Origin of the sequence: Phytoactinopolyspora alkaliphila (assembly GCF_010550695.1) — a bacterium.
In the GTDB taxonomy this organism is placed as follows: Bacteria; Actinomycetota; Actinomycetes; order Jiangellales; family Jiangellaceae; genus Phytoactinopolyspora; species Phytoactinopolyspora alkaliphila.
The window spans coordinates 156,742-180,957 of sequence record NZ_JAAGOB010000002.1 but is presented as its reverse complement, the minus strand read 5'-3'; the positions used below and the strand labels follow the sequence as shown (position 1 = coordinate 180,957).

At 67.4% G+C, this 24,216-nt stretch carries 28 protein-coding genes; 26 read left to right on the top strand and 2 right to left on the bottom strand.

The window, feature by feature from the left end:
- The first annotated feature begins 1 nt into the window (after position 1).
- The 21 genes from rplX to truA all read left to right on the top strand — a co-directional run bounded on the left by rplX (position 2) and on the right by truA (position 12,839).
- On the top strand, positions 2-337 hold the full coding sequence (gene rplX, locus G1H11_RS03840) for a 50S ribosomal protein L24 (protein ID WP_163816255.1): 336 nt from the start codon (positions 2-4) through the stop codon (positions 335-337).
- Between the two features lie 16 nt (positions 338-353).
- Complete coding sequence (gene rplE, locus G1H11_RS03835) at positions 354-917, top strand: 50S ribosomal protein L5 (protein ID WP_163816253.1); 564 nt, start codon at positions 354-356, stop codon at positions 915-917.
- 25 nt (positions 918-942) lie between these two features.
- Positions 943-1,128 (top strand): type Z 30S ribosomal protein S14, encoded by a 186-nt coding sequence (locus G1H11_RS03830; protein ID WP_163816251.1) that lies wholly within the window; start codon positions 943-945, stop codon positions 1,126-1,128.
- Positions 1,129-1,208: 80 nt separating this feature from the next.
- Positions 1,209-1,616 (top strand): 30S ribosomal protein S8, encoded by a 408-nt coding sequence (gene rpsH, locus G1H11_RS03825; protein WP_163816249.1) that lies wholly within the window; start codon positions 1,209-1,211, stop codon positions 1,614-1,616.
- Between the two features lie 23 nt (positions 1,617-1,639).
- Complete coding sequence (gene rplF, locus G1H11_RS03820) at positions 1,640-2,179, top strand: 50S ribosomal protein L6 (RefSeq protein WP_163816247.1); 540 nt, start codon at positions 1,640-1,642, stop codon at positions 2,177-2,179.
- Between the two features lie 2 nt (positions 2,180-2,181).
- A complete protein-coding gene (gene rplR / locus G1H11_RS03815; RefSeq protein ID WP_163816245.1) occupies positions 2,182-2,565 on the top strand; it encodes a 50S ribosomal protein L18 in 384 nt (127 codons plus the stop codon).
- A gap of 53 nt (positions 2,566-2,618) precedes the next feature.
- The gene (rpsE, locus tag G1H11_RS03810; RefSeq protein WP_163816244.1) at positions 2,619-3,236 is read left to right on the top strand and encodes a 30S ribosomal protein S5; all 618 of its coding nucleotides are present in this window, start codon (positions 2,619-2,621) and stop codon (positions 3,234-3,236) included.
- Entirely contained in the window at positions 3,233-3,415 is a 183-nt protein-coding gene (gene rpmD / locus G1H11_RS03805) for a 50S ribosomal protein L30 (RefSeq protein WP_163816242.1), read from the top strand. The genes rpsE and rpmD overlap by 4 nt, the downstream gene beginning before the upstream one ends.
- Positions 3,416-3,419: 4 nt before the next feature.
- Positions 3,420-3,872: a 50S ribosomal protein L15 gene (rplO, locus tag G1H11_RS03800; protein ID WP_163816240.1), complete on the top strand. Its 453-nt coding sequence runs from the start codon at positions 3,420-3,422 to the stop codon at positions 3,870-3,872.
- Between the two features lie 186 nt (positions 3,873-4,058).
- A complete protein-coding gene (secY, locus tag G1H11_RS03795) occupies positions 4,059-5,369 on the top strand; it encodes a preprotein translocase subunit SecY (protein ID WP_163816239.1) in 1,311 nt (436 codons plus the stop codon).
- Positions 5,366-5,947 (top strand): adenylate kinase, encoded by a 582-nt coding sequence (locus tag G1H11_RS03790; RefSeq protein WP_343074800.1) that lies wholly within the window; start codon positions 5,366-5,368, stop codon positions 5,945-5,947. The genes secY and G1H11_RS03790 overlap by 4 nt, the downstream gene beginning before the upstream one ends.
- 13 nt (positions 5,948-5,960) lie before the next feature.
- A complete protein-coding gene (gene map, locus G1H11_RS03785) occupies positions 5,961-6,779 on the top strand; it encodes a type I methionyl aminopeptidase (RefSeq protein ID WP_163816237.1) in 819 nt (272 codons plus the stop codon).
- Between the two features lie 90 nt (positions 6,780-6,869).
- The gene (locus tag G1H11_RS03780; protein WP_163816235.1) at positions 6,870-7,346 is read left to right on the top strand and encodes a DUF1707 SHOCT-like domain-containing protein; all 477 of its coding nucleotides are present in this window, start codon (positions 6,870-6,872) and stop codon (positions 7,344-7,346) included.
- Between the two features lie 719 nt (positions 7,347-8,065).
- Complete coding sequence (infA, locus tag G1H11_RS03775) at positions 8,066-8,287, top strand: translation initiation factor IF-1 (RefSeq protein WP_163816233.1); 222 nt, start codon at positions 8,066-8,068, stop codon at positions 8,285-8,287.
- Between the two features lie 72 nt (positions 8,288-8,359).
- The gene (gene rpmJ / locus G1H11_RS03770; RefSeq protein WP_163816231.1) at positions 8,360-8,473 is read left to right on the top strand and encodes a 50S ribosomal protein L36; all 114 of its coding nucleotides are present in this window, start codon (positions 8,360-8,362) and stop codon (positions 8,471-8,473) included.
- 201 nt (positions 8,474-8,674) lie between these two features.
- Positions 8,675-9,052, top strand: a complete 378-nt coding sequence (gene rpsM / locus G1H11_RS03765) for a 30S ribosomal protein S13 (protein ID WP_163816229.1) — start codon at positions 8,675-8,677, stop codon at positions 9,050-9,052.
- Between the two features lie 61 nt (positions 9,053-9,113).
- Positions 9,114-9,512, top strand: a complete 399-nt coding sequence (gene rpsK, locus G1H11_RS03760; RefSeq protein ID WP_163816227.1) for a 30S ribosomal protein S11 — start codon at positions 9,114-9,116, stop codon at positions 9,510-9,512.
- A 32-nt stretch (positions 9,513-9,544) separates the two neighbouring features.
- Complete coding sequence (gene rpsD, locus G1H11_RS03755; protein ID WP_163816225.1) at positions 9,545-10,150, top strand: 30S ribosomal protein S4; 606 nt, start codon at positions 9,545-9,547, stop codon at positions 10,148-10,150.
- 101 nt (positions 10,151-10,251) lie between these two features.
- Positions 10,252-11,265 carry a DNA-directed RNA polymerase subunit alpha gene (locus G1H11_RS03750; protein WP_163816223.1) on the top strand — a complete coding sequence of 338 codons (1,014 nt, stop codon included), beginning with the start codon at positions 10,252-10,254 and terminating at the stop codon, positions 11,263-11,265.
- 60 nt (positions 11,266-11,325) lie between these two features.
- Complete coding sequence (gene rplQ, locus G1H11_RS26845; protein ID WP_163816221.1) at positions 11,326-11,889, top strand: 50S ribosomal protein L17; 564 nt, start codon at positions 11,326-11,328, stop codon at positions 11,887-11,889.
- Positions 11,890-11,963: 74 nt separating this feature from the next.
- Entirely contained in the window at positions 11,964-12,839 is an 876-nt protein-coding gene (gene truA, locus G1H11_RS03740; protein ID WP_163816219.1) for a tRNA pseudouridine(38-40) synthase TruA, read from the top strand.
- A gap of 3 nt (positions 12,840-12,842) precedes the next feature.
- Here truA and G1H11_RS03735 read toward each other — a convergent pair whose 3' ends face one another.
- Both G1H11_RS03735 and G1H11_RS26840 read right to left on the bottom strand, forming a co-directional pair.
- Positions 12,843-13,595: an MBL fold metallo-hydrolase gene (locus G1H11_RS03735; protein ID WP_163816217.1), complete on the bottom strand. Its 753-nt coding sequence runs from the start codon at positions 13,593-13,595 to the stop codon at positions 12,843-12,845.
- An 80-nt stretch (positions 13,596-13,675) separates the two neighbouring features.
- Positions 13,676-14,692: a cyclic nucleotide-binding domain-containing protein gene (locus G1H11_RS26840; protein WP_163816215.1), complete on the bottom strand. Its 1,017-nt coding sequence runs from the start codon at positions 14,690-14,692 to the stop codon at positions 13,676-13,678.
- A 186-nt stretch (positions 14,693-14,878) separates the two neighbouring features.
- Between G1H11_RS26840 and G1H11_RS03725 the strand changes: the two genes are divergently transcribed.
- From G1H11_RS03725 to G1H11_RS03705, 5 genes are read left to right on the top strand one after another with little or no spacing between them, the layout of a single operon-like run.
- Entirely contained in the window at positions 14,879-16,210 is a 1,332-nt protein-coding gene (locus G1H11_RS03725) for an adenylate/guanylate cyclase domain-containing protein (protein ID WP_163816213.1), read from the top strand.
- A 23-nt stretch (positions 16,211-16,233) separates the two neighbouring features.
- Complete coding sequence (locus G1H11_RS03720) at positions 16,234-16,986, top strand: ABC transporter ATP-binding protein (RefSeq protein WP_174257376.1); 753 nt, start codon at positions 16,234-16,236, stop codon at positions 16,984-16,986.
- Between the two features lie 5 nt (positions 16,987-16,991).
- Positions 16,992-19,388 carry an FtsX-like permease family protein gene (locus tag G1H11_RS03715; protein WP_163816209.1) on the top strand — a complete coding sequence of 799 codons (2,397 nt, stop codon included), beginning with the start codon at positions 16,992-16,994 and terminating at the stop codon, positions 19,386-19,388.
- Complete coding sequence (locus G1H11_RS03710; protein WP_163816207.1) at positions 19,388-21,847, top strand: ABC transporter permease; 2,460 nt, start codon at positions 19,388-19,390, stop codon at positions 21,845-21,847. Before G1H11_RS03715 ends, G1H11_RS03710 begins: the two co-directional genes overlap by 1 nt.
- Positions 21,847-24,216, top strand: a complete 2,370-nt coding sequence (locus G1H11_RS03705) for an ABC transporter permease (protein WP_163816205.1) — start codon at positions 21,847-21,849, stop codon at positions 24,214-24,216. The genes G1H11_RS03710 and G1H11_RS03705 overlap by 1 nt, the downstream gene beginning before the upstream one ends.

The window sequence follows — 24,216 nt, the reverse complement described above, 5'->3', positions numbered from 1 at the left end:
CATGCGCGTCAAGAAGGGCGACAAGGTCGTTGTGATCGCGGGCCGCGACAAGGGCGTGGTCGGCAAGGTCATCACGGCGTACCCCCGCGAAGATAAGGTGCTCGTCGAGGGCGTCAACCGCATCACCAAGCACGCCAAGCCGACTCGTACGGCTCGGGGCAGCGAGGGTGGTGGGATCATCCACCAGGAGGCTCCCATCCACGTGTCCAACGTGCAGCTTGCGGTCGAGGTCGACGTCGAGGGCGAGAAGAAGACCGTCGGCACCCGGGTCGGCTACCGATTCGACGACGACGGCAACAAGGTCCGGTATGCCAAGCGCACCGGCGAGACGATCTGATCGGCAGGGAAGGCTGATGAGCACTACCACCACAGACATCCCGCGCCTGAAGCAGCGCTACCGCGAGGAGATCGTGTCGGCGCTGCGGGACGAGTTCGACATCGCCAACATCATGCAGGTGCCCACGGTCCAGAAGGTCGTGGTCAACATGGGCGTGGGCGAAGCGGCTCGTGATGCGAAGCTGATCGAGGGCGCGGTGCGCGACCTGGCTGACATCACGGGTCAGAAGCCGGCCGTGACCAAGGCCCGGAAGTCCATCGCGCAGTTCAAGCTGCGTGAGGGTATGCCGATCGGTGCCCACGTGACCCTGCGCGGGGACCGGATGTGGGAGTTCCTGGACCGCCTGGTCTCGATCGCGCTGCCGCGCATCCGTGACTTCCGTGGGCTGTCGCCCAAGCAGTTCGACGGTCGTGGCAACTACACCTTCGGTCTCAACGAGCAGTCGATGTTCCACGAGATCGACCAGGACAAGATCGACCGGGTACGCGGCATGGACATCACGGTCGTGACGTCGGCTACCAACGACGACGAAGGCCGGGCGCTGCTGCGCCACCTGGGCTTCCCGTTCAAGGAGAAGTGACGAACGATGAGCGAGGAGAACTGACGTGGCGAAGAAAGCGCTGATCAACAAGTCACAGCGGAAGCCGAAGTTCGCTGTCCGCGCCTACACGCGGTGCCAGAAGTGCGGTCGTCCGCATTCCGTGTATCGCAAGTTCGGGCTCTGCCGGGTCTGCCTGCGCGAGATGGCTCACCGCGGTGAGCTTCCCGGTGTGACGAAATCCAGCTGGTAATTGGCCAAGCTGGTGACATTTCTCGATCGCCGAAGGTCCGCTGACGCGGAAACCGCGGCGGGAAAGTGGTTCATACGACCATGACCATGACCGATCCAATCGCAGACATGCTCACGCGTCTGCGGAACGCCAACTCGGCGTACCACGACACCGTGGCGATGCCGTACAGCAAGCTCAAGGCGCACATCGCGGAGATCCTCAAGCAAGAGGGCTACATCGGCGGATTCAACGTCGAGGAAGCCGACGAGGACAAGACCGGTAGCACCCTTGTGGTGTCGCTGAAGTACGGCCCCTCCCGTGAGCGTTCCATCGCCGGCGTGCGCCGGGTGAGCAAGCCGGGTCTGCGCGTCTACGCGAAGGCCAACAACATGCCGAAGGTGCTCGGTGGCCTCGGGGTCGCGATCATTTCGACATCGCACGGCTTGCTGACCGATCGTGCCGCGGCCAAGCAAGGGGTGGGCGGGGAAGTCCTCGCCTACGTCTGGTAGCAGGAAGGGAGCGTTAGAGGAACATGTCGCGTATTGGCAAGCTCCCGATTCCCGTGCCGGCCGGTGTCGACGTCGCCGTCGAGGGCCGTGAGGTCACGGTCAAGGGGCCGAAGGGAACGCTGCAGCACACGCTGCCGGAGACCATCGACCTGGAGCGGGTGGAGGACGGCACTCTCGAGGTGCGTCGTCCGAACGACGAGGGCCAGAACAAGGCCCTGCACGGGCTGACCCGGACGCTGGTGTCGAACATGGTCACCGGCGTGACGAACGGGTACGAGAAGAAGCTGGAGATCGTCGGGGTCGGCTACCGGGTCACCGCCAAGGGATCGAACATCGAGCTCGCGGTCGGCTTCAGCCACCCCGTGGTGTTCGAGGCGCCCGAAGGCATCACCTTCGTGGTCGAGTCTCCGACGAGGTTCTCGGTGCAGGGCATCGACAAGCAGCGAGTCGGTCACGCCGCCGCGCGGATCCGCGGGGTTCGCCCGCCGGAGCCGTACAAGGGCAAGGGCATCCGCTACGAGGGCGAGAAGGTCCGGCGCAAGGTCGGAAAGGCTGGTAAGTAACCATGGGTATCGCGATCAACCGTCGCGTGAAGCGTGGCGACAAGGCTGCTGCGCGAAGCCGGCGGCATCTGCGGGTTCGCAAGCGGATCAGTGGAACCACGCAGCGTCCTCGGCTGGTGGTTTCCCGATCGCTGCGGCACATGGTGGCGCAGGTCGTGGACGACACGACCGGGCGCACCATCGCCTCGGCGTCCAGCATGGAGTCCGACCTGCGCACGCTCGAGGGCGACAAGACCGCCAAGGCCCGTAGGGTCGGCGAGATCGTCGGCGAGCGGGCGAAGGCCGCCGGCGTCGATGCCGTCGTGTTCGACCGGGGCGGCAACCGGTACCACGGCCGGGTGGCCGCGGTAGCGGACGGCGCCCGCGAGTCGGGTCTGAAACTGTAAGCGGAGAGTCGACCAGATGAGACTGACGACGAATTCGAACGAAAGAGGAGATCATGGCTGAACCACAGCGCCGCGCAGGCGGTGCCGGTGGCGAGCGCCGCGAACGCCGTGACCGTCGCGACCGCGACAACCGTCGCGGCGACGGCGGGGCGGATAAGACCGCCTACATCGAGCGCGTCGTCGCCATCAACCGTGTCGCCAAGGTCGTGCAGGGTGGCCGGCGCTTCAGCTTCACCGCCCTGGTGGTCGTGGGCGACGGTGATGGAACCGTCGGCGTCGGCTACGGCAAGGCCAAGGAGGTGCCCGCGGCGATCGCCAAGGGTGTCGAGGAAGCCAAGAAGCAGTTCTTCAAGGTGCCGCGGATTCAGGGAACCATCCCGCATCCGGTGCAGGGTGAGAAGGCGGCAGGCGTCGTTCTTCTGCGTCCGGCGTCGCCGGGTACCGGAGTCATCGCGGGCGGCCCGGTCCGCGCGGTGCTGGAAGCAGCCGGGATCAGTGACGTGCTGAGCAAGTCGCTGGGCTCCAGCAATGCGATCAACATCGTGCACGCGACGGTGGCCGCTCTGCGCGGTCTCGAACGTCCCGAGCAGGTGGCTGCACGACGCGGCCTGCCGCTCGAGGATGTGGCGCCGGCGGCACTCCTGCGGGCCCGAGCGGAGGCCAACGCATGAGCCAGCTCAAGATCCGACAGGTCAAAAGCACGATCGGCGGAACGTCGTCGCAGCGTAATTCGTTGCGCTCTTTAGGTCTGAAGCGCATTGGCGACGAGGTCGTCAGGGAAGACCGACCTGAGGTTCGCGGCATGGTCAACACGGTGTCCCATCTGGTCACCGTCGAGGAGGTGGACTGACGCGATGAGTGGTGAATCCCCGCTCAAGCCGCACCACCTGCGTCCCGCCCCGGGGGCCAAGAAGGCCAAGATCCGGGTCGGTCGCGGTGAGGCGTCGAAGGGTAAGACCGCCGGACGCGGTACCAAGGGTACGAAGGCTCGCAACCAGGTCCCGGCCAGGTTCGAGGGTGGGCAGATGCCGCTGCACATGCGGCTTCCGAAGCTGAAGGGCTTCAAGAACCCGTTCCGGACCGAGTACCAGGTCGTCAACCTCGACAAGCTTGCCACGTTGTTCCCCGAGGGTGGCTCGGTCACCGTCGCCGACCTGGTCGACAAGGGCGCTGTGCGTTCCGGTCACCCGGTCAAGGTGCTCGGCACCGGCGACGTCTCGGTCAAGCTCGACGTGACGGCGCATGCGTTCTCCGGCTCGGCCAAGGAAAAGATCGCCGCTGCCGGCGGATCCACAACTGAACTGTAGTGATGACGTATCCGGTGCCCAGATGAGCGCCTTCAGGTGACCTCGAGCAGGTGACCGGGGTTAGGTTCTGGGTGGCCGGATACGTTATCGTCCCGGGGTCGGCCGTCGTTCATCGCGGTGGCCGGCTGAGGGGTCCCACACGATCGAAGGGTCGCCACGTAATGACGGCCTTCAGGAGGCAGTGACGTGCTCAGAGTGTTCGTTCAGGCGTTCCGGACGCCTGACCTGCGGCAGAAGCTGCTGTTCACACTGGGCATCATTGTCCTGTTCAGACTCGGCTCGGCCATCCCCACCCCGAACATCGACGTGGAAGCGGTCGGCATCTGTGTTGACCAGGCCCGGGAGAGCGAGGGCTTCGGTCTCTACGGAATGCTCGATCTGTTCACCGGCGGGGCGCTGCTCAATCTGGCGATCTTCGCGCTCGGCATCATCCCCTACATCACGGCTGCGATCATCTTCCAGCTGCTGACTGTGGTGATTCCGAAGCTCGAGGCGCTGAAGAAGGAAGGGCAGTCCGGCCAGGCGCAGATCACCCAGTACACGCGATACCTGACCATCGGGTTGGCCATCCTGCAGTCCACCACCATCATCACGCTGGTGGAAAGCGGCCGGTTCTTCCCCGGCTGTGCCGAGGACCTGGTCGCCAACAACTCCGTGCAATGGATCGCGCTGATGATCCTCACCATGACCGCGGGCACAGCGGTGGTCATGTGGCTGGGAGAGCTCATCACCGACCGAGGCGTCGGCAACGGCATGTCCATGCTGATCTTCACGCAGATCGTCGCGAGCGTGCCGGGCATGTTCTGGAACATCCAGGTGACGCGCGGCTGGGGCATCTTCGCCCTGGTGCTGGCGGTCGCGCTCGTGGTGGTGTCGCTCATCGTCTTCGTCGAGATGTCTCAGCGACGCATCCCCGTGCAGTACGCCAAGCGGATGGTCGGGCGAAAGATGTACGGCGGCTCGTCGACGTACATCCCGCTGAAGATCAACCAGGCCGGCGTGATCCCCGTCATCTTCGCCTCCTCGCTCCTCTATGTCCCGATGCTGGCCGCTCAGTTCAACGCCGACGCAAGCTGGGCTGGCTGGGTCGAGCGACACTTCCAGCGTGGTGATCACCCGATCTATCTGGCGTTCTACTTCCTGCTGATCGTGGGCTTCGCGTTCTTCTACGTGTCGATCACGTTCAACCCGAAGGACATCTCCGACAACATGAAGCGCTACGGCGGCTTTGTCCCGGGCATCCGGGCGGGCCGGCCCACGGAGGAATACCTCGCATACATCCTGAACCGCATCACGTCCGCGGGGGCCATCTACCTCGGCCTGGTGGCGCTGCTGCCTCTGATGGCGTTCAACATCATCAATCCGGGTAGCGGCATGGCGTTCAGCAACACGTTCGGCGGCACGAGCATCCTGATCATGGTCGGTGTCGGACTCCAGACCGTGCAGCAGATCGAGGGCCAGCTGCAGCAGCGCAACTACGAGGGATTCTTGAAGTGACCCGACTTCTCATCATGGGCCCTCCCGGGGCGGGCAAAGGCACCCAGGCAGTCCTGGTCGCGGAGTATTTCGGCGTGCCGGCGATCTCCACCGGCGACATCTTCCGCGCCAACGTGTCTGAGGGCACCCCGCTCGGTGTCGAGGCGCAGCGTTACATGGACGCCGGCGACTACGTTCCGGACGAGATCACCAACGATATGGTTCGCGACCGGCTTGCGCAGCCCGATACCGCCAGTGGCTTTCTGCTGGACGGCTACCCCCGGACCCTGTCCCAGGTCGAATTTCTGGACAACGTGCTCGCCGCGCAGAACGCGCCGCTGGAGCACGTGATCGAGCTCGTCGTCGACGAGGACGAGATCGTGGCGCGGCTGCTGAAGCGGGCCGCCGAAGAGGGACGCACAGACGATTCCGAAGAGGTCATCCGTAACCGGCTCCGGGTCTACCGGGAGCAGACCGCTCCGTTGACGGCGGTATACGCCGAACGAGGTCTGTTGCTGCGAGTCGACGGCCAAGGCGCGGTCGACGACGTGGCCGCACGGGTGGAGGACGCGATCTCCGCGGCCAGCCCGGAAGCGTGAACCGGCAGCCGACGTGAAACGGCCGACTTTGGAGATCAAGGACAAGGCACAACTCGCCGGCATGCGCGCCGCTGGGCTGGTGGTCGCCGAGATCCATGCGGTGATGCGCGAGGCGGTACAGCCGGGCACCACCGGCATGGACCTGGACGCGATCGCCCGGCGCGAACTGGCCGCCCGCGGCGCCCGGTCGAACTTCCTCGGCTACCACGGCTTTCCGGCGACCGTGTGCGTGTCGGTCAATGACGTCGTCGTTCACGGCATCCCGAACGACACTCCGTTCCAGGAGGGCGACATCGTGTCGCTCGACTTCGGCGCGGTCCTCGACGGTTGGCACGGCGATGCCGCCGTCACCATCCCGGTGGGCGAGATCCCCGAGGACGTCGCCCACATGCTCACCACCTGCGAGGACGCGTTGTGGGCCGGAATCGCTGCGATGCAGCCGGGCGGGCGGCTTCGCGATATCGGCACGGCGGTGGAGAACCTGGTTCGCGCGCGGGGCGAGTACGGCATCGTCGAGGAGTTCGGCGGGCACGGGATCGGCACTCAGATGCACCAGGATCCACACGTGATGAACTACCGCACCCGGCAGCGTGGGCCGAAACTGGTGCCCGGCCTGTGTCTGGCGATCGAGCCGATGATCACCAACGGCGGCGCGGACACCGTGACTCTGGCGGACGGTTGGACGGTCAAGAGCGCGGACGGATCATCGGCGGCCCACGTCGAGCACAGCGTGGCGGTCACCGACGACGGGCCGTTCGTGCTGACGGCGCCCGATGGCGGAGTAGAACGGCTCTCGGCGCTCGGTGTGCACCATTCGGGCGCCCTGTCCTGACGAGTCCCGCTTCACGCACGGGCGTCCCTGAGGGCGGAATCGGGGGTTACCCCCATGGCCGTGAGACGCGCCTTCGCCGATACTGGACGCATGCCCAGCCGGTCCGATATGCGCGCCAGTGACTCCGACCGCGAGCGCGTGGTCGAGATCTTGCAGGAAGCCCACACCGAGGGCCGCCTCGACCAGGACGAACTCATGAACCGGATCGAGTCCGCGTACGGAGCTCGCACCTACCGGCAACTCGACGACGTGATCGACGACCTCCCGATCGCGCGGAGAAGTCCCGCTCCCCTCATGCCGCAGGTCAATCGGCTGCCCCGGTCCGCTCCACCACCGGCGCGGCGGATCACGCTGCAGCGCATCGCCCGTACCCTGCTGACGGTGAGCTGGTGGGTCTACGGCGCCACCGTTGCCTTGAGCATGGTGATCTGGTTCCTGGTGCTGGTGGCCTCGGACGAGGGCCTGCAATACCTCTGGCCGTTGTGGGTGGCGGGACCATGGGGCGTCGTCCTCGGTACCGGCGAGCTCGCCTACCGCTCCAAATGGGGCGACCGTCCACTGAAATGAAGCCTCGTCCCGGTTGTGTCACCTGATCGTCGATACGTCGTCTGATCGTTTCCGGTGGTGATGATCAGACGACGAACACGCTGGCAGCGGCCCCGATGTGCCACCTGATCTATCTCACCGTGTGGACGCAAGAGGATCAGATGGCCAAGCGGCGCCCTTGTGCGCGTCATCGTCATCTGATCCACCGGGGATGGCTCAGCCGATCTAGCTGTCGCTCACCACTAGCGCGCTACGCTGTCTGTCTTGTGCGGGGTGGTCGGTACATGACGTTTCCGCTGCAACGACGCCGGTGAGTCACATGGATCAGATGACCAAGGCCCGGGTATGGAGTCAGTTCGGACACCTGATCGTCTCGCGTCCACACCGTGAGACGAGATCAGATGGCACACTCCGGCATCTGTCGCGGTGTTCGACGTCTGATCACAACCAGTAGAACGATCAGACGACATATCGACGATCAGGTGACACAGCGCGGGGAGCAAGCGGGCGTGGTGGCTTACCGCCCAGTTTTGCCGCCGCCTGGCGGTTTGGCTTGGCCGTGGGTTGTGGCGTAGAATCTGGCGTTGGCCCACTGTGGCTTGCCTGATCGCGCCTTCGCGGCTGATCCCGATGCTTGTCGTCGAGGATAGAAGTGTGCGGCCAGGCTCACCGCCGGCACGTTGCGTGGTGGCGGATCAGTGTGCCTGAGGCAGTCGACAAGACGAAGAAGTGCGGAGGCTATGGCGAAAAAAGACGGGGTCATCGAGATCGAGGGCACCGTGGCCGAAGCTCTACCCAACGCCATGTTCAGGGTGGAGCTGGACAATGGTCACAAGGTCCTTGCACACATTTCCGGAAAGATGCGTCAGTACTACATCCGGATCCTCCCGCAGGACCGGGTTGTGGTCGAGCTGAGTCCGTACGACCTGACCCGCGGTCGCATCGTCTACCGCTACAAGTAACCCATTCACATGTGTTGAAGGCGCGGGCCAGCCCGTCCGACCTACGCAACACGCGTTGATGAGAGAGATCTGATGAAGGTCAAGCCGAGCGTCAAGCCCATGTGCGACAAGTGCAGAGTGATCCGCCGCCACCGCCGTGTGATGGTTATCTGCGATAACCCGCGTCACAAGCAGCGGCAGGGCTGATCACACCACCGGCGCGGCCGTTCCAGGCCGGATCGCCCCGAGACAACTGAATATCACTCAGCGCGTCAGCACCGCCCACACCGAGACTCACGTGGGTGCCCACCCCCGGAAGCGTTGGCCGGGGCTCGACCGCCAAGCATGGCCGGCCGAGACGCGACGCGCACAGACCATCGCACTCGTTTGAGGAGAAGCGAGAACCACATGGCACGCCTTGTTGGTGTAGACCTCCCGCGCGACAAGCGCCTCGAGGTCGCACTTACCTACATTTTCGGCATCGGCCGGACCCGTTCGCTCGAGACCCTGAAGCAGACCGGCATCAGCCCGGACCTTCGGGTCAAGGATCTCGGCGACGAGGAGCTCGTGAAGCTCCGTGACTGGATCGAAGCCAACTACCAGATCGAGGGCGACCTGCGCCGCGAGGTGCAGGGCGACATCCGCCGGAAGATCGAGATCGGCAGCTACCAGGGCATCCGGCACCGCCGCGGACTTCCTGTCCGTGGTCAGCGCACGCACACCAATGCCCGTACGCGCAAGGGCCGCAAGAAGACCGTCGCCGGCAAGAAGAAGGCCGGAAAGTAACGCTTCCGCAGCCCGCTCGCCAGTGCTGACCACAACAGACTTTTGACAGGGAGAACCACACATGCCACCAGCCAAGGGGCGCACAACCAAGGTGCGTCGTAAGGAACGCAAGAATGTCGCTCATGGTGTAGCGCACATCAAGAGCACCTTCAACAACACCATCGTCTCGATCACCGACCCGCAGGGGAACGTGATCTCGTGGGCCAGTGCCGGCCAGGTCGGCTTCAAGGGCTCCCGCAAGTCGACTCCGTTCGCTGCGCAGATGGCGGCCGAGGCCGCCGCGCGTCGCGCTCAGGAGCACGGCATGCGCAAGGTCGACGTCTTCGTCAAGGGTCCGGGCTCGGGCCGGGAGACGGCGATCCGGTCGCTGCAGGCCGTCGGCCTCGAGGTCGGCTCGATCTCCGACGTGACCCCGCAGGCGCACAACGGCTGCCGTCCGCCGAAGCGTCGACGCGTCTGACCGCCCGAGATCACGAGGAGACCTGAACCACCATGGCTCGTTACACCGGCCCCATCACGAAGAAGTCGCGCCGTCTCGGCGTCGACCTCCTGGGCGAGGACAAAGCTTACGAACGCCGCCCGTACCCGCCCGGCCAGCACGGCCGCGGCCGGCAGAAGGAGAGCGAGTACCGCGTACAGCTGCACGAGAAGCAGAAGGCGCGTTACACGTACGGCGTCCTGGAGAAGCAGTTCCGGCGCTACTATGAAGAGGCGAACAAGACCAAGGGACGTACCGGCGAGCGGCTTCTTCAGATCCTGGAGTCGCGGCTGGACAACGTCATCTACCGCTCCGGCCTGGCCCGCACCCGGCGGCACGCCCGCCAGCTCGTCGTGCACGGCCATTTCCTGGTGAACGGACGCAAGGTTGACGTTCCGTCCTTCCAGGTCAGCCCCTACGACGTCATCGATGTCCGGGAGAAGTCCCGCGAGATGACGCCTTTCATCATCGCTCGTGAAACCCACGGCGAGCGTCCCGTAGCGCCCTGGCTGGAAGTCATCCCCAACCAGCTGCGGGTCCTCGTCCACCAGCTTCCCACCCGGCAGCAGATCGACACGCCGGTTCAGGAACAGCTGATCGTCGAGTTCTACTCGAAGTAGCGCACCAAACTACTCGATGTGGTTCCGGTCGTCCGGTGGACGACCGGACTCACGCCTGATCGCGACCGTCAAATAGCGGGCGGCGCGGAAAGGAAGTACCCGTGCTCATTACCCAGCGTCCCACGCTCTCCGAGGAGACCGTGGCCGATGATCGCTCCCGGTTCGTCATCGAGCCACTGGAGCCCGGTTTCGGCTACACCCTCGGCAACTCGCTGCGCCGTACGCTGCTCTCCTCCATTCCGGGAGCGGCGATCACCTCCATCCGCATCGACGGAGTTCTGCACGAGTTCACCACCATCCCGGGGGTGAAGGAGGACGTCACCGACGTCATCCTCAACCTCAAGGGCCTGGTGGTTTCGTCGGAGCACGACGAGCCGGTCGTGATGTACCTGCGCAAGCAGGGCCCCGGAGCGGTGACGGCGGCGGACATCGCGCCGCCCGCCGGCGTCGAGGTGCACAACCCAGACCTGCACATCGCCACGCTCAACGGCAAGGGCAAGCTTGAGATGGAGCTCACCGTCGAGCGTGGCCGCGGCTACGTCTCCGCGGTGCAGAACAAGCGCAACGACGCCGAGATCGGGCGGATTCCGGTCGACTCCATCTACTCGCCGGTCCTGAAGGTCAGCTACAAGGTCGAGGCGACCCGAGTCGAGGGCCGCACCGACTTCGACAAGCTCATCGTCGACGTGGAGACCAAGCAGTCGATCCGCCCCCGGGATGCCCTGGCTTCGGCCGGTAGCACCCTCGTGGAGCTGTTCGGGCTGGCGCGGGAGCTCAACATCGAGGCCGAGGGCATCGAGATCGGCCCGTCGCCGGTCGACGCGCAGCTCGCGGCGGACCTGGCGCTGCCGATCGAAGACCTGCAGCTCACGGTCCGGTCTTACAACTGCCTCAAGCGGGAGGGCATCCACACGGTGGGTGAGCTGGTCTCGCGCAGCGAGGCCGACCTGCTCGACATCCGCAACTTCGGGCAGAAGTCGATCGACGAGGTGAAGGCGAAGCTGGTGACCATGGGCCTCGGGCTCAAGGACAGCGCACCGGGATTCGACCCCACCGCGGCGGTTGACGCATACGGCGACGACGACCAGTCCTTCGCTGAGGACGAGCAGTACTGATCCGTCCTGTCGCCTTCGGGCGTCCGGGCTGAACACTGACCAACACAGGAGAAGATCACGATGCCCACCCCCACCAAGGGTGCTCGCCTGGGCGGTTCGCCGTCGCACCAGCGTGCGATCCTGGCCAACCTGGCTACGGCGCTGTTCGAGCACGGCAGCATCACCACCACCGAGGCCAAGGCCCGCCGGCTGCGGCCGGTGGCGGAGCGGCTGATCACCAAGGCCAAGCGTGGCGACTTGCACGCTCGGCGGCAGGTGCAGAGCACGATCCGCGACAAGGGAATCGTCCACGTTCTCTTCACTGAGATCGGGCCGCGGTACGAGAACCGCGACGGCGGCTACACCCGGATTGTGAAGATCGGCCCGCGTAAGGGCGACAACGCTCCGATGGCCGTCATCGAACTGGTCGAGCCGCTGGCGGAGCAGGTCGTCCAGGAAGCGACCAGCGCTACCCGGCGGGCCGCGGCGGACACCACCGCGGCTCCGGCGGCCGAGGCGGCTGACGAGGCTGAGGTCACCGCAGAGGCGGCCGAGGAATCGAAACCCGAGACCACCGACGAGGAAGCCGCGGTCGACGAGGCCGAGGGCTCGCAGGACGAGCCCGAGGACGAGGCCAAGGCCTGACTCGCCGGTGCTCGTGGCCGCCTGCCCCAGCACCGGGTAGTGTTCCGCCGCGAGCACCGTGAGATTCTCACAGCATGCAGCCCACCGACTCCGCACCTGGGAGCGGTGGGCTGTTGCGTGTCCGGCTCGACGTCGCCTACGACGGCACCGGCTTCTCCGGGTGGGCTGCGCAGCCGGGGCTGCGCACGGTCCAGGGTGTGCTGGAAACGGCCTTGGGCACGGTCCTGCGAACCGAGGCTCCGCGCCTCACCGTGGCGGGACGGACGGACTCCGGTGTGCATGCTCGTGGCCAGGTATGCCACGTTGACTTACCCGTCGAGGGCTGGGAATCATTGCCGGGGCGGTCCGACGTGCCGCCGGAACGCGCATTGGTGCGGCGGCTGGCCGGGTTGCTGCCCGACGACGTTCGCGTGGCCGCTGCCGCCGTCGCACCTGACGGGTTTGACGCGCGCTTCTCCGCGATCTGGCGTCGCTATGTCTATCGGGTGGCCGACTCGTCGTACGGCGTGGACCCGCTCCTGCGCTCGCACATCCTGTGGCATGACCGCCCACTCGACCTGGCCGCGATGAACGCGGCTGCAGCGGGGCTGCTGGGTGAGCACGACTTCGCCGCCTACTGCCGCGCCCGGGCTGGTGCCACCACCATCCGAGAGCTGCGGACGCTGTCGTGGGAACGGACCGTCGATGGGCTCGCGTTCGCTGTCGTCGAGGCGGACGCGTTCTGTCACCACCAGGTTCGCGCGATGATCGGCGCGCTGCTGTTCGTGGGCGACGGCCGGCGCCCGGTCGACTGGCCCGCGACCGTGTTGGCGAAGGGCGTGCGGGACTCCGCAGTGACGGTGGCGCCGGCGCACGGGCTCACGCTGGAGCGGGTCGGTTATCCGCCGGACGGCGAGCTCGCCACACAGGCGCGGGCGACCCGTCGGCTCCGGGTGCTTCCCGACCCGTGACGATCAGCGGCCGAGGTCGAGTTCGTCGCCCTCCCGGCCCACGGTCACGGGAAGTGGTGCATCGGCGGCATACTTCGCGGTGAGCTCCTCGATCTGGTCGTCGGTGCGGGCCGGTCCGTGGTGGACCAGCATTAGGCGGCGCACTCCGGCGCGGACCGCCACGGTGATCGCGTCTTCGATGGTCGCGTGCCCGTACGCCCGCGCCCACCGACGTTCGGCGTCGGTGAACTGGGCGTCGTGAAGAAGCACGTCGACACCCTTGGCCAACGCGACGCCGGGTCCGGGGTCGAGAGAAGGATCATGGTCCGGCAGATAGGCGAATGAGGCGTCGTCGGCCTCCACCCTGATGCCGAAGGTTCGCCCGCCCTTGTGCGGCACGTCGGCGAGCAGCACCCTCGCCCCGCCCGCCGTGAACCATCCGGCGTCGCGGGCCTCGAAGCGCCATCGACCGGCAAGGCCTTCCGGGCCGATCGGGAAATGCGGCGGCGACATCGTGCGGCGCAGGAGCGTGGCGGCCGATCCCGGCCTGCCCGCCGCGGCGCCGTCCTGGGCGGGCAGATGCAGGATGACGTCGGCGGCAGCGGTGTCGCCCGCCCGGAAGAACGGGATCCCCTGGACATGGTCCCAGTGCAGATGGCTCAGCACGATCTCGCCGCGAAACGGTGCTCCGCCGAGCATCGCCGACAGATTGGTCAATCCGGTCCCCGCGTCCAGGACGAGTGCCGGCGCCGCCGCGTTGCGCAAGGTCACGGACACGCACGACGTATGTCCGCCGACGCGGAGAAACCCCGGTCCGGACGCCGGCGTCGAGCCGCGAACCCCGTGAAGGACCAGCTTCACGCCGGCTCAGCTCGGCCGGCGCGGTCTTCGCGCCGATGCGAGTCCGCGAGCATGGCGAGCCGAGCCCGGTCGATCGTGTCTCCCGGTGCGACGGCGACTCGCACCGGTGTGACGGCGGTGAGCGTCGACGTGCGAAGGCCGTGCTCCAGAACGGCCCGCTCGCCGAGGATCGCGCCGGGGCCCAGCTGTGCGAGCTCGTCGCCGTCGACGTCGACAGCAAGAACTCCGTCGAGCAGGAGATACAGCTCGTCTCCAGCGTCACCTTGCCGGGTGAGCGTCTCGCCTGCGCGCAGGGAGGTGATTCTCGGCCGGGACGCGCCACTCATCAGTAGCTTGGACAGGACGCGTTCGCTCGCGCTCTCCGCCTCGGTGACCAGCGCCGGGGAATCCTCGTCTCCCCACGGCGTACGGGCGCCGAACGAGTGCGCGGCCCAACCGGCGTAGTCGGTGAGACCGGATTTGAACGCCAGCGTCCGGCTCGCGTCGTACACCCAATGCCGCGGAAAGGTGCTCGCACCGATGAGTTCCGTCTCCGACGTGCCGTCGGGACGGAGGGTGAGACCGAGCGTGGTCCATACCCACGGTGCCTGCATCTTCAGGAACGGTGGATGGGGGACGGCCCGGGGTATCGGCACCGCCGTCCGCCCGCCGCACGTCTGCGTCAGCCGGACGCTGCCGTCGGGCCGGAACTCAGGCTCGCCACGAAGGACCGGCAGCGGCACCGCCGCGAACGTCGCCCCGAGCCTGCCGACGCGGACCGTCGTAGAGCCCATGACCACGGTGGAGTGCGGCTGGTAGACGGCTCGTACGATCCGGCCGTCCTCGACCCGGCCGGAGGCGGCCAGCACGTTGGCGAAGCGGAAACGGTCACCCGCGCGTAGCTCTTCCAGGTCCTCGAACGAGTCCGGCGGGGGCTCGTCGTAGTGACTCACACCCAGCTCGAACGCGCCTTTGGACATGCCGGTGACGGCTTCGGACGGAATCCAGGAAAGTGACGTGATCGTCGCTCGCACGGTCGTGGAAGACATTGTGGTCAACTCCGATCTGAGCATCGGTACCGCCCGGAACGGCGGTACTGACGACGTTAGATCTGGTGCTCAGGCGGTACCAGGGTGCAAGCTGGCCGTTGAGGGGGATGCTGGCACCCCGGCAGATCCGGAGGCCGACACCCTGGCACTAAGAGGTTGCTGGGGAGTGTGATGAGCCTTGTGACCTCGACAGACGGACGGATCAGCGTACTGCTGGCGGATGACAACGCCATCGTTCGCGCTGGTGTGCACGCACTGCTGACACTGGCAGGCGACGTCGATGTGGTGGCCACCGCCGAGGATTACGACGGCGTGGTCACCCAAGCGACCGAGCACCGTCCACAGGTCGTGGTCACGGACATCCGGATGCCGCCCCGGTTCGGCAGCGAGGGGATCGAAGCGGCCAAAGAGGTGCGTAAGCGCCTGCCCGGGACGGGGATCGTCGTGCTGTCTCAGTACGGCGACCCGGAGTATGCGGTCGCTTTGCTCGCGCAGGGGGCTGCCGGTTACGCGTATCTGCTCAAGGAGCGGGTCGCGGACGGGGATCGGCTGGTGCGAGCGGTGCGGGAGGTCGCCGCGGGGGGCTCGATGCTCGATCCAGAGATCGTGGCGGCGCTCGTGGCTCCCGCACGGGGCGGCACCGGATTGTCCGAAGACGAAGAGACGCTGTTGACCATGGTGGCGGAGGGTCGGGCCGTCAAGGCCATCGCCGCGCAGCTGCAGACGACGCCCGCGGCTGTCGACACCGCTGTGGAGCAGCTCTTCTTGCACTTGGCTCGGGACGCGAGTACGGGACGCCGAGACGCCCTGAACCGGCTCCGCACCCTGCACAACGCGATCCTGGACCGCGAGGAACAGGGCGAGAGCCTGTCTCGGCTGCTTCCTTCTGGCCTGGCGGACAAGCTGCGCGACGACCCGGGTGCCATCGGCCGCACCGAACGGCTGACGGTCACGGTGCTGATGTCCGATGTCCGGGGCTACTCCGGCATCGCCGAACGCAGTGACCCGTCAGTGCTGGCCCGGCAGCTGAATATGCACCGCAAAGCCATGAACTCTGCCATTCTTAAGCAAGAGGGGACCGTCATGCAGTACGTGGGGGACGCGGTGATGGCTGTCTTCGGCGCACCGTTCCCGCAGGCCGATCATGCCGAGCGGGCGCTGGTCGCCGCCCTCGACATGCACCGTCTGCAAGCCGAGGTAGACCGCGGCTGGGCCACGGAAGGGCTTGAGCCGTTCGGGATGGGCATCGGCCTGTCCACCGGTGAGGTGGCTGCGGCGCTGCTCGGCAGCGACGAGAGACTCGAATACACGCTGGTCGGCGACACCGTCAACCTCGCACAGCGGCTGCAGGACCTGGCCCGGCCAGCGGGAACCACCGTGGTCAGTGAAGCCACCGCGTTGGCCGCGCCGGAATGGACGTTCGAACGGCTCGATCCCGTACACGTCAAGGGACGCGACGCGCCGGTCACGGCCTGCCGCGTCTTCGGATCACCAGAGGGCTGAATGCCCGAGAAGAGGGGCAAGAGATGACCGCGTTGAAAGCACGTGGCGTCCGTCGCACGTTCGAAGCGGAGCTTGCGCCAGTGCGGGCGTTGCGCGGCGTCGACCTCGACGTCGCCCGAGGCGAGTTCGTCGCGCTGATGGGGCCGTCCGGCTGCGGCAAGTCGACACTGCTGAACATCTTCGCCGGCCTGGACCAGGCGGATGAAGGCGAGGTGTTCGTCGACGAGCTGCAGGTCCACGATCGCGACGAGAACTGGCTGGCGAAGTTCCGGCGGCACCACGTCGGCATCGTCTTCCAATTCTTCAACCTGCTGGAGGGCGTGTCCGCCCTCGACAACATCGCTCTGCCGGCGATCCTCGGCGGCATGCGCCGGAAGGCCGCGGAGACCCGTGCCCGCGACCTGCTGGACCTGCTGGGCCTGGGAGACCGGACCGAGGAGGTCCCGTCGGTGCTCTCCGGCGGCCAGCGACAGCGGCTGGCGATAGCCAGGGCACTGGTCAACGAGCCGGCCGTGCTGCTGGCCGACGAGCCGACGGGCGCGTTGGACTCCGAGGGCGGCGTCGAGATCCTGGAGCTGTTCCGCCGCCTCCACGGCGACGGGCAGACCATCCTGATGGTGACACACTCGGCCGACGTCGCCAGCGGCGCGTCGCGGGTGGTCCGCATGCGTGACGGGCGGATCATCGGAGATGACGACGACGGCCAGGGAAACAACGACGACGGCCGGGCGGCCGGTGTCGACGTAATGGCCGATGCGCCGGCTCAGACGAGCTGACCGTCATGAGCGCCGTTGCGTCCTGGGTCCGGATCGACATCCGCCGGCGGTGGCGGTCGTTGCTGGTGCTCGTGCTGCTGATAGCGGTAGCCGCCGGCACCGTCATGACGGCTGTCGCCGGGGCCCGGCGCGGCGCGAGCGCGATCGACAGGTTGGTGGAACAGACGTTACCGGCGACGGCGGTCGTCTTGCCGAACCAGCCAGGCTTCGACTGGGACGCGGTACGTGCCCTACCCCAGGTGGAAGCGCTGACTACGTTCGTGGTGACCGGCTATGTGGTGGATGGCGTCCCGCCTGAGCACCAGGCCTTCGTTGGCCACTTCCCGCCGGCGGACGACGAGATCATGCGCACCATCGAGCGGCCGGTGGTGCTCGAAGGACGCCTCGCCGACCCGACCCGACCCGACGAAGTCGTGGTCTCTGCCAAGTTCGAGGACTCGTTCGGTCTCGGCGTGGGCGACACCGTCACCATCGAGCTGGCGGCCCCTGAGCAGGTCGACCAGTACTTCGAGGACGACATCGAGCCGACATGGGGGGAAGGGCCGGCCATCGAGGCGACGATCGTTGGCGTCATCCGCTCCGGCTGGTTCAGCGAGGAGACGGTGAACGATCTTGGATTCATCGTTCCGTCACCGGGCCTGCACGCGGAATACGCGCCCAATCTGCTCGGCTCAGAGCTCAGCAGCGCGTCCATCAACGCGCTCGTGCGCCTGAACGGCGGCGAGTCGGCCCTCCCGGAGTTCAAAGCGGCGCTCGCGGGGGTGACCGGAAATTCCGGCATCGACGTCTGGAACTGGTTCGACAAGGCGCGCCATGTCGAGAACGTCACCCGGTTCGAAGCGAACAGCCTGCTGGCGTTCGCGGCGGCGGCCGGGATCGCCGCGGTATTCCTGCTCGGCCAGTCGATCGCCCGTTACGCCGCGTCGACCGTGGCCGACCTTCAGGTGATGCGGGCCGTGGGTATGACTCCGGATCAGTCGCGATTGGTTGCGGTGATCGGACCGACCCTGGCGGCCGGGGCAGGAGCCGTTGTGGGCACGGCGGGTGCGGTAGTGGCGTCACAATGGTTCCCCATCGGCACCGCGGCGCTGGCGGAGCCGTCCCCCGGGATGGACGTCGACCCCGCGGTGCTCGTCACCGGCGTGGTGGCAACGCCCCTGCTGGTCGCGCTGGCAGCCGTCGGGGCCGCCTGGTTCGCGGTGCGTTCTACGCTGCGGACTGCTCCCAGTCATCGGTCGGCCGTGGCCGCAGCGGCGGCCCGTGTCGGTGCTCCGGTGCCGGCGATCGTGGGGGCCAGGTTCGCGCTCGAGGCCGGCCAAGGGCGCAGCGCGGTGCCGGTGCGCCCGGCGATCCTGGGCGCGGTGGCCGGCGTGCTCGGTGTGCTGGCGGCGATGACCTTCTCCAGCGGGATCAACGACGCCGCCACCAACCTGGAACGGTTCGGCCAGACCTACCAGTTGCAGGGCTTCCTGGGCTACAACAGCCGTGACTTCGCGGCGGTTGACACACTGTTGCCGGCGCTCGCCGACGACCCAGATGTCGTTGCGGTCAACGACACCCGGCAGGACATAGCGCAGGCCGGCGATGTGGCGGTGGCGGTGGCCACGTTCCGGCCGGTGGGGAACCCGCTGGACGTCGTGCTGACCGGCGGGCGGATGCCGGAGCGTGCCGGTGAGATCGTGCTGGCGCCGAGGACGGCGGACTCCATTGGTGCGGCCGTCGGGGACACAATCCGCCTCACCGGCACCCGTGGAGATAGCGAAGCCACCGTTGCTGGCACGGGATTCGTGCCGGCCGCGCCGCACAACGACTACGCGACCGGGGCGTGGGTCACGCCGGAGACGTATGACGCGCTTTTCGATGGCTTCAAGTTCCATCTCGGCCTGGTAGCCCTTCGCTCGGGTGCCGATCCCGCCGCCGTGATCGCTCGGGCGGCAGAGTCGGCCGGCCTCACGCTTGAGCCGGTGGCTCCACCGGTTGAGCTGGCCGAGCTGCAGCAGGTGCGTGAACTGCCGGTGTATCTGGCCGGTTTCCTGGCGCTGCTGGCCCTCGGGGCGGTCGGACACGCGCTGGCCACGGCGGTACGCCGACGCCGGCACGACCTCGCGGTGCTTCGCGCCCTGGGCATGACGCGGTGGCAGTCCCGCGGAGTCGTGGTGACCCAGGCGTCGGTGCTGGCGCTGGTGGGCCTGGCCGCGGGGGTGCCGCTGGGAGTGGCGCTCGGCCGGACGGTCTGGCGCTACGTCGCGAACACCACCCCCGTCTTCTACGTGCCCCCGGTGGCCTGGCTAGCGCTCGTGCTCGTGGTGCCGGTCGCTCTGGTGGCGGCCAACCTGCTGGCGGCCTGGCCCGGACATCGGGCCGCGTCGATGCGGGTCGGTCATGTTCTGAGGGCCGAGTGATGGCCGCGATCATCTTCTGGTTCCGGATCGACCTCCGTCGTCGCTGGCGGTCGATCCTGGTCCTCACCCTGCTCATCGCCCTCGCCGCCGGCGTCGTGCTGACGGCTATCGCGGGCGCGAGACGTGGCGGGAGTGCGATGGATCGGCTCGTCGACCAGACCATTCCGGCCACGGTCCTGGTGGCTCCCCTCACACCTGGCTTCGACTGGGAACCGGTTCGCGAGCTGCCCCAGGTCGAGGCGCTGGCAGAGGTCGTCTACAGCGGCTTCGAGATCGACGGCGAGCCGGCCGCTGACTCCCTCATGGTTCCGCCGGCCGGCGCCGAGGCGATGCGGAGCCTGGAGAGGGCCGTGGTACTCGACGGAAGGCTCTCCGATCCCGCCAGGGCGGATGAGGTGGTGGTCACTCCCGCTTATGCCAGCCGGTATGGCAAGGCCGTCGGTGACACCGTGGCGTTGGGCTTGTACACGCCTGAGCAGATCGACACCGGCCAGGGCCCGGCCGCCGCACGGAGCAACCGTGCCGAGCTCTGGCTCCTGACGAGTCACCAGCAGACCGCTGCCGTTGAGGCCGGCCTGAGCCCCAACGATACGGCTCAGGCGGCGGGACCGGTGATAGAAGCCACGATCGTTGGCATTGTGCGCTCCCCCTGGTTCGGCGACTGGATGGACACGGCTGGGTACCTCGTGCCGTCGGCCGGCCTGTACGCCGAATACACGCCCAACCTCCTCGGCGCCGAGAGCCTTGCCTCCATCAACGCTCTGGTGCGCCTGGAGGGAGGAGAGCGTGAGATTCCGGCGTTTCTGGCGAGCCTGCAGGAGGCGACCGGTCGGTCCGACATCGACGTGCACAACCTGGCCAGCATCGCGCGTGAGATGCAGGACGCGATCGGGTTCGAAACCACTAGCCTGTACACCCTCGCGGCAGCGGCCGGCATCGCGTCGATCTTCATCGTGGGAACCTCGATCGCGCGGCTTGCGGCTTCAGCGGCCACGGACCTCCGGATACTGCGTGGTGTCGGAATGACACCAGGTCAGGCCGCCCGGGCGGCCGCGGCCGGACCGGCAGCCGCGGCGGCTGCCGGAGCTGTACTCGGCGTGCTCGTGGCGGTGGTGGCGTCGCGGTGGTTCCCGATCGGATCGGCGTCGCATGCCGAGCCTGCCCCGGGGGCCCACGTCGACATCCTGGTGATGGGTGGGGGGCTGTTCATCGTGCCGGTGCTGGTCGGAGCCGCCGCTACCATGACGGCCGCGTCGACCCTGCGTGCGCTCAGGTTTGCACCCGCGCCCCGCCGTTCCGTGGTCGCCACGGCGGCGGCGTCGATGGGGCTGCCGGTCTCCGTGATCATGGGCACTCGATTCGCCTTGGAGCCAGGGCGAGGCTCGACGTCCGTCCCGGTTCGGCCGGCTCTCGTGAGCGCGGTGGCCGGCGTGACTGGCGTGCTGGCCGCCTTCACCTTCTCCGCCGCCGTCGACGACGCCGCGACGAACGCGGCCCGATTTGGGATCGTCCACCAGGTCGAGGCATGGATCGGCTTCGACAACCGCACGTACGTCCAGTCCGACGTCGTCTTCCCCGCCCTCGCGGACGTGCCGGGAGTGACCGGGGTCAACGGCATCCGGGCGCAGGTAGCCCGAGTCGGTGGTGAACAGGTCACGGTACTCTCGTACAGCGCCGAAGGAAGCCCTCCCGGCCACACCATCGCCGAGGGCAGACCGCCGCTGGGACCGGCCGAGGCGATGCTTTCGCGCGTCGCGGCGGACGCCCTCGACGCCACCGTCGGCGACACCGTCGTGGTGACCGGAACGACAGGCTCCACCGACCTGGTCGTCGTCGGGATCAGCGTGACTGATCGCTCCTTCGGGCCGGACATGACGACCACTCCGGCGGCCTATGACGCTCTGTTCGCCGGGGAGTTCATGTTCCACTACGGCGAGATCGTGCTTGAGTCCGGCGTCGACCCCGAGGCGATTCTTCCGCAGTTGTACGCCGTGGCGGGGACCGACGAGTTCGGCCTCTTTCCGTACGTGTTCCAAAGCCCGCCGGAGCTCAGGTTCATGCGCCCCTTGCCTGTCCTCCTGGCGTGTTTCCTGGCGGTGCTGGCGCTCGGCACGGTGGGCTACGCGCTGGCTGCGGCGGTCCGGCGGCGCAGGAGCGACGTGGCCGTGCTGCGGGCCCTGGGCATGACCCAGTGGCAGGCGCGCGGCGCAGTGTTCACCCAGGCAACGGTGCTCACCCTCGCAGGCCTCGTGGTGGGGATTCCCTTGGGCGTCGCCCTGGGACGCGGAGTCTGGCGGTATGTCGCGGACGCGCTGTACGTCCATTACGTGCCGCCGGTGGCGTGGGTGGCGCTGATACTCGTCGTTCCCGTCGCGTTGCTGGCGACGAACCTGCTGGCGGCCTGGCCCGGCCAGAGAGCAGCGTCGATGCGGGTCGGCCAAGTTCTGAGGGCCGAGTGATGGCGGCGATCACATTCTGGGTTCGCCTGGACCTCCGGCGACGGTGGCGATCGCTGCTGGTGCTCACGTTGTTGATCGCCCTGGCCGCGGGCGCGGTCATGACGGCCCTGGCCGGTGCGCTCAGGGGCGCGAGCGCGGTGGAGCGGCTGCTGGACCGGACGCTGCCGGCCACCGTGGAAGTGGTGCCCAACGATCCGGAGTTCGACTGGGATGTGATTCGGGAGATGCCGCAAGTCGCGGCAGTGGCCGAGACGGCCTGGACCCGGTATTACGTCGACGGCCAGGCGAGCGAGCAGCCGGTGCCGATCGGCGTTGACGCCATGCGGACGGTGGAGCGGCCGGTAGTCCTGGAAGGCCGGCTGGCTGACCCGACCCAACCGGACGAGGCCGTGGTCACGAGCGGCTTCGTGGAGACGTCGGGGAAGGGTGTTGGTGATTCTGTGATCCTTGCGCTGTACGAGCCAGACACACTAGAGGCTCTCTGGCGCGATCCGGACCTGCTCCCAGATGGTCCCGCGGTAGAGATTCAGATCGTCGGGGTGGTCCGGTCGTATCTGCTGTCCGACAGTGCCCTGGACACGCGTGGAATCCTCGTCCCATCCGCCGGGCTGGTCACCGAGTATGCCCCGAACCTGCTCGGTGCCTCCGGAGCCGTCGCGATGATGAGCGGATTGGTGCGGCTCGAGGAAGGCGGCGACGCGATCGCCGCCTTCGCGGCTGACCTGGTCCGGGTCACCGGTCGCAGCGACATCGACGTCTGGTCGCATGTGGATTCCGTCGAGTACGAGCAGAGCATCACCGGCTTCGAGTCGAACGCGATGTTAGCCGTAGCCGTAGCCGTGGGCGCGGCCTCGGTGGTCTTGGTGGGCCAGGCGATTGCCCGGCACACCACCTCTGCCACGGCGGAGCTCGAGGTGCTCCGGTGGTTGGGGATGACGCCGCGTGCGTCAAGTTGGGCGGCAGCGCTCGGCCCTTTGCTGGCGGCGGTGATCGGTACGCAGCTCGGCGGCGCGGCCTCCGTCGTCGCGTCGCAATGGTTCCCGTATGGAGCGGCATCGTGGATGGAGCCGGAACCTGGAGTCGACGTGGACCTGCGGGTACTGGTGCCGGGGATCGTAGGCGTCCCACTGTTGGTGGCGGCCGGTGCCGTCAGCGCGAGCTGGCTTGCCCAGCGCTCCTCGGGGTCTTTGCGGCAGTCGGCCGCCGTGGCCGGTGCTGCTCGAGCCGGCTTCCCGGTGCCGGTCGTGGTCGGGGCGAGGTTCGCGCTCGAATCGGGGCAGGGATCGCGTGCCGTCTCGGTACGTCCGGCTCTGTTGGGCGCGGTCGCCGGCGTCAGCGGAGTGGTCGCCGCCCTCATCTTTTCCAGCGCTGTCGACGATGCGATAGCCAACCCAGCCCGATACGGTCAGGTTCACCAGCTCGAGGCGACATTGGGCTTCTTCGGCGAGGATGTCGTTTCCGCTGACGAGATGCTGGCGATCATCGCGGCCGACCCGGACGTCGTGGCCGTCAACGACAGCCGGTCCGCCGTGGCCCAGCACGCCGAGATCCAGATCACCGTGTACACGCTGGATCCGGTCGGCACCGCGATCGACGCGGTGGTCACGAGCGGCCGACTGCCGAGCCGGTCGGCCGAGATCGTCGTCGCGCCGTACGCCTCGGCGGCCGGGGTTGCCGTGGGCGACACGATCGAGCTGACGGGAACGCGGGCGACGCGCGAGCTCACCGTCACCGGATTCGGGTTCGTCCCGGAAGGAGTGCAGAACTATTACAACACCGGTGCGTGGGTGTCCAGATCCGAGTTCGATTCGCTCTTCGGTGAGTTCATGTTCCACACGGCCCACATCGTGGTGCGCGAGGATGCGGATCCGGCGGCCGTGCTGGCCCGGCTCCAACGCGCGGCAGGCGATGACGAGAAGCTCATTCAGCCCGCCTTGGAACGCAGCTCGGAGGGCGAGCTCAGGCAGATACGGCGCCTGCCGGTCTTCCTGGCCGCGTTCCTCACGCTCCTGGCGCTCGGGGCGGTCGGGCACACGCTCACCACTGCGGTACGTCGCCGCCGACAGGAACTTGCGGTATTACGCGCCCTCGGCATGACGGCCTGGCAGAGCCGGGCCGTCGTGGTGACGCAGGCGTCTGTTCCGGCGCTGGTAGGTGTGGCCGCGGGTGTGCCGCTCGGCATCGCGCTGGGACGCGTGTTGTGGCGGTACTACGCGGACACCACCCACGTGCACTACGTGCCGCCGGCAGCGTGGCCGGCACTGCTCCTGGTGGTTCCGCTGGCGCTGCTGGCAGCGAACCTGCTGGCAGCCTGGCCGGGGCACCGGGCGGCGACGATGCGCATCGGGCACGTTCTGAGAGCTGAATAG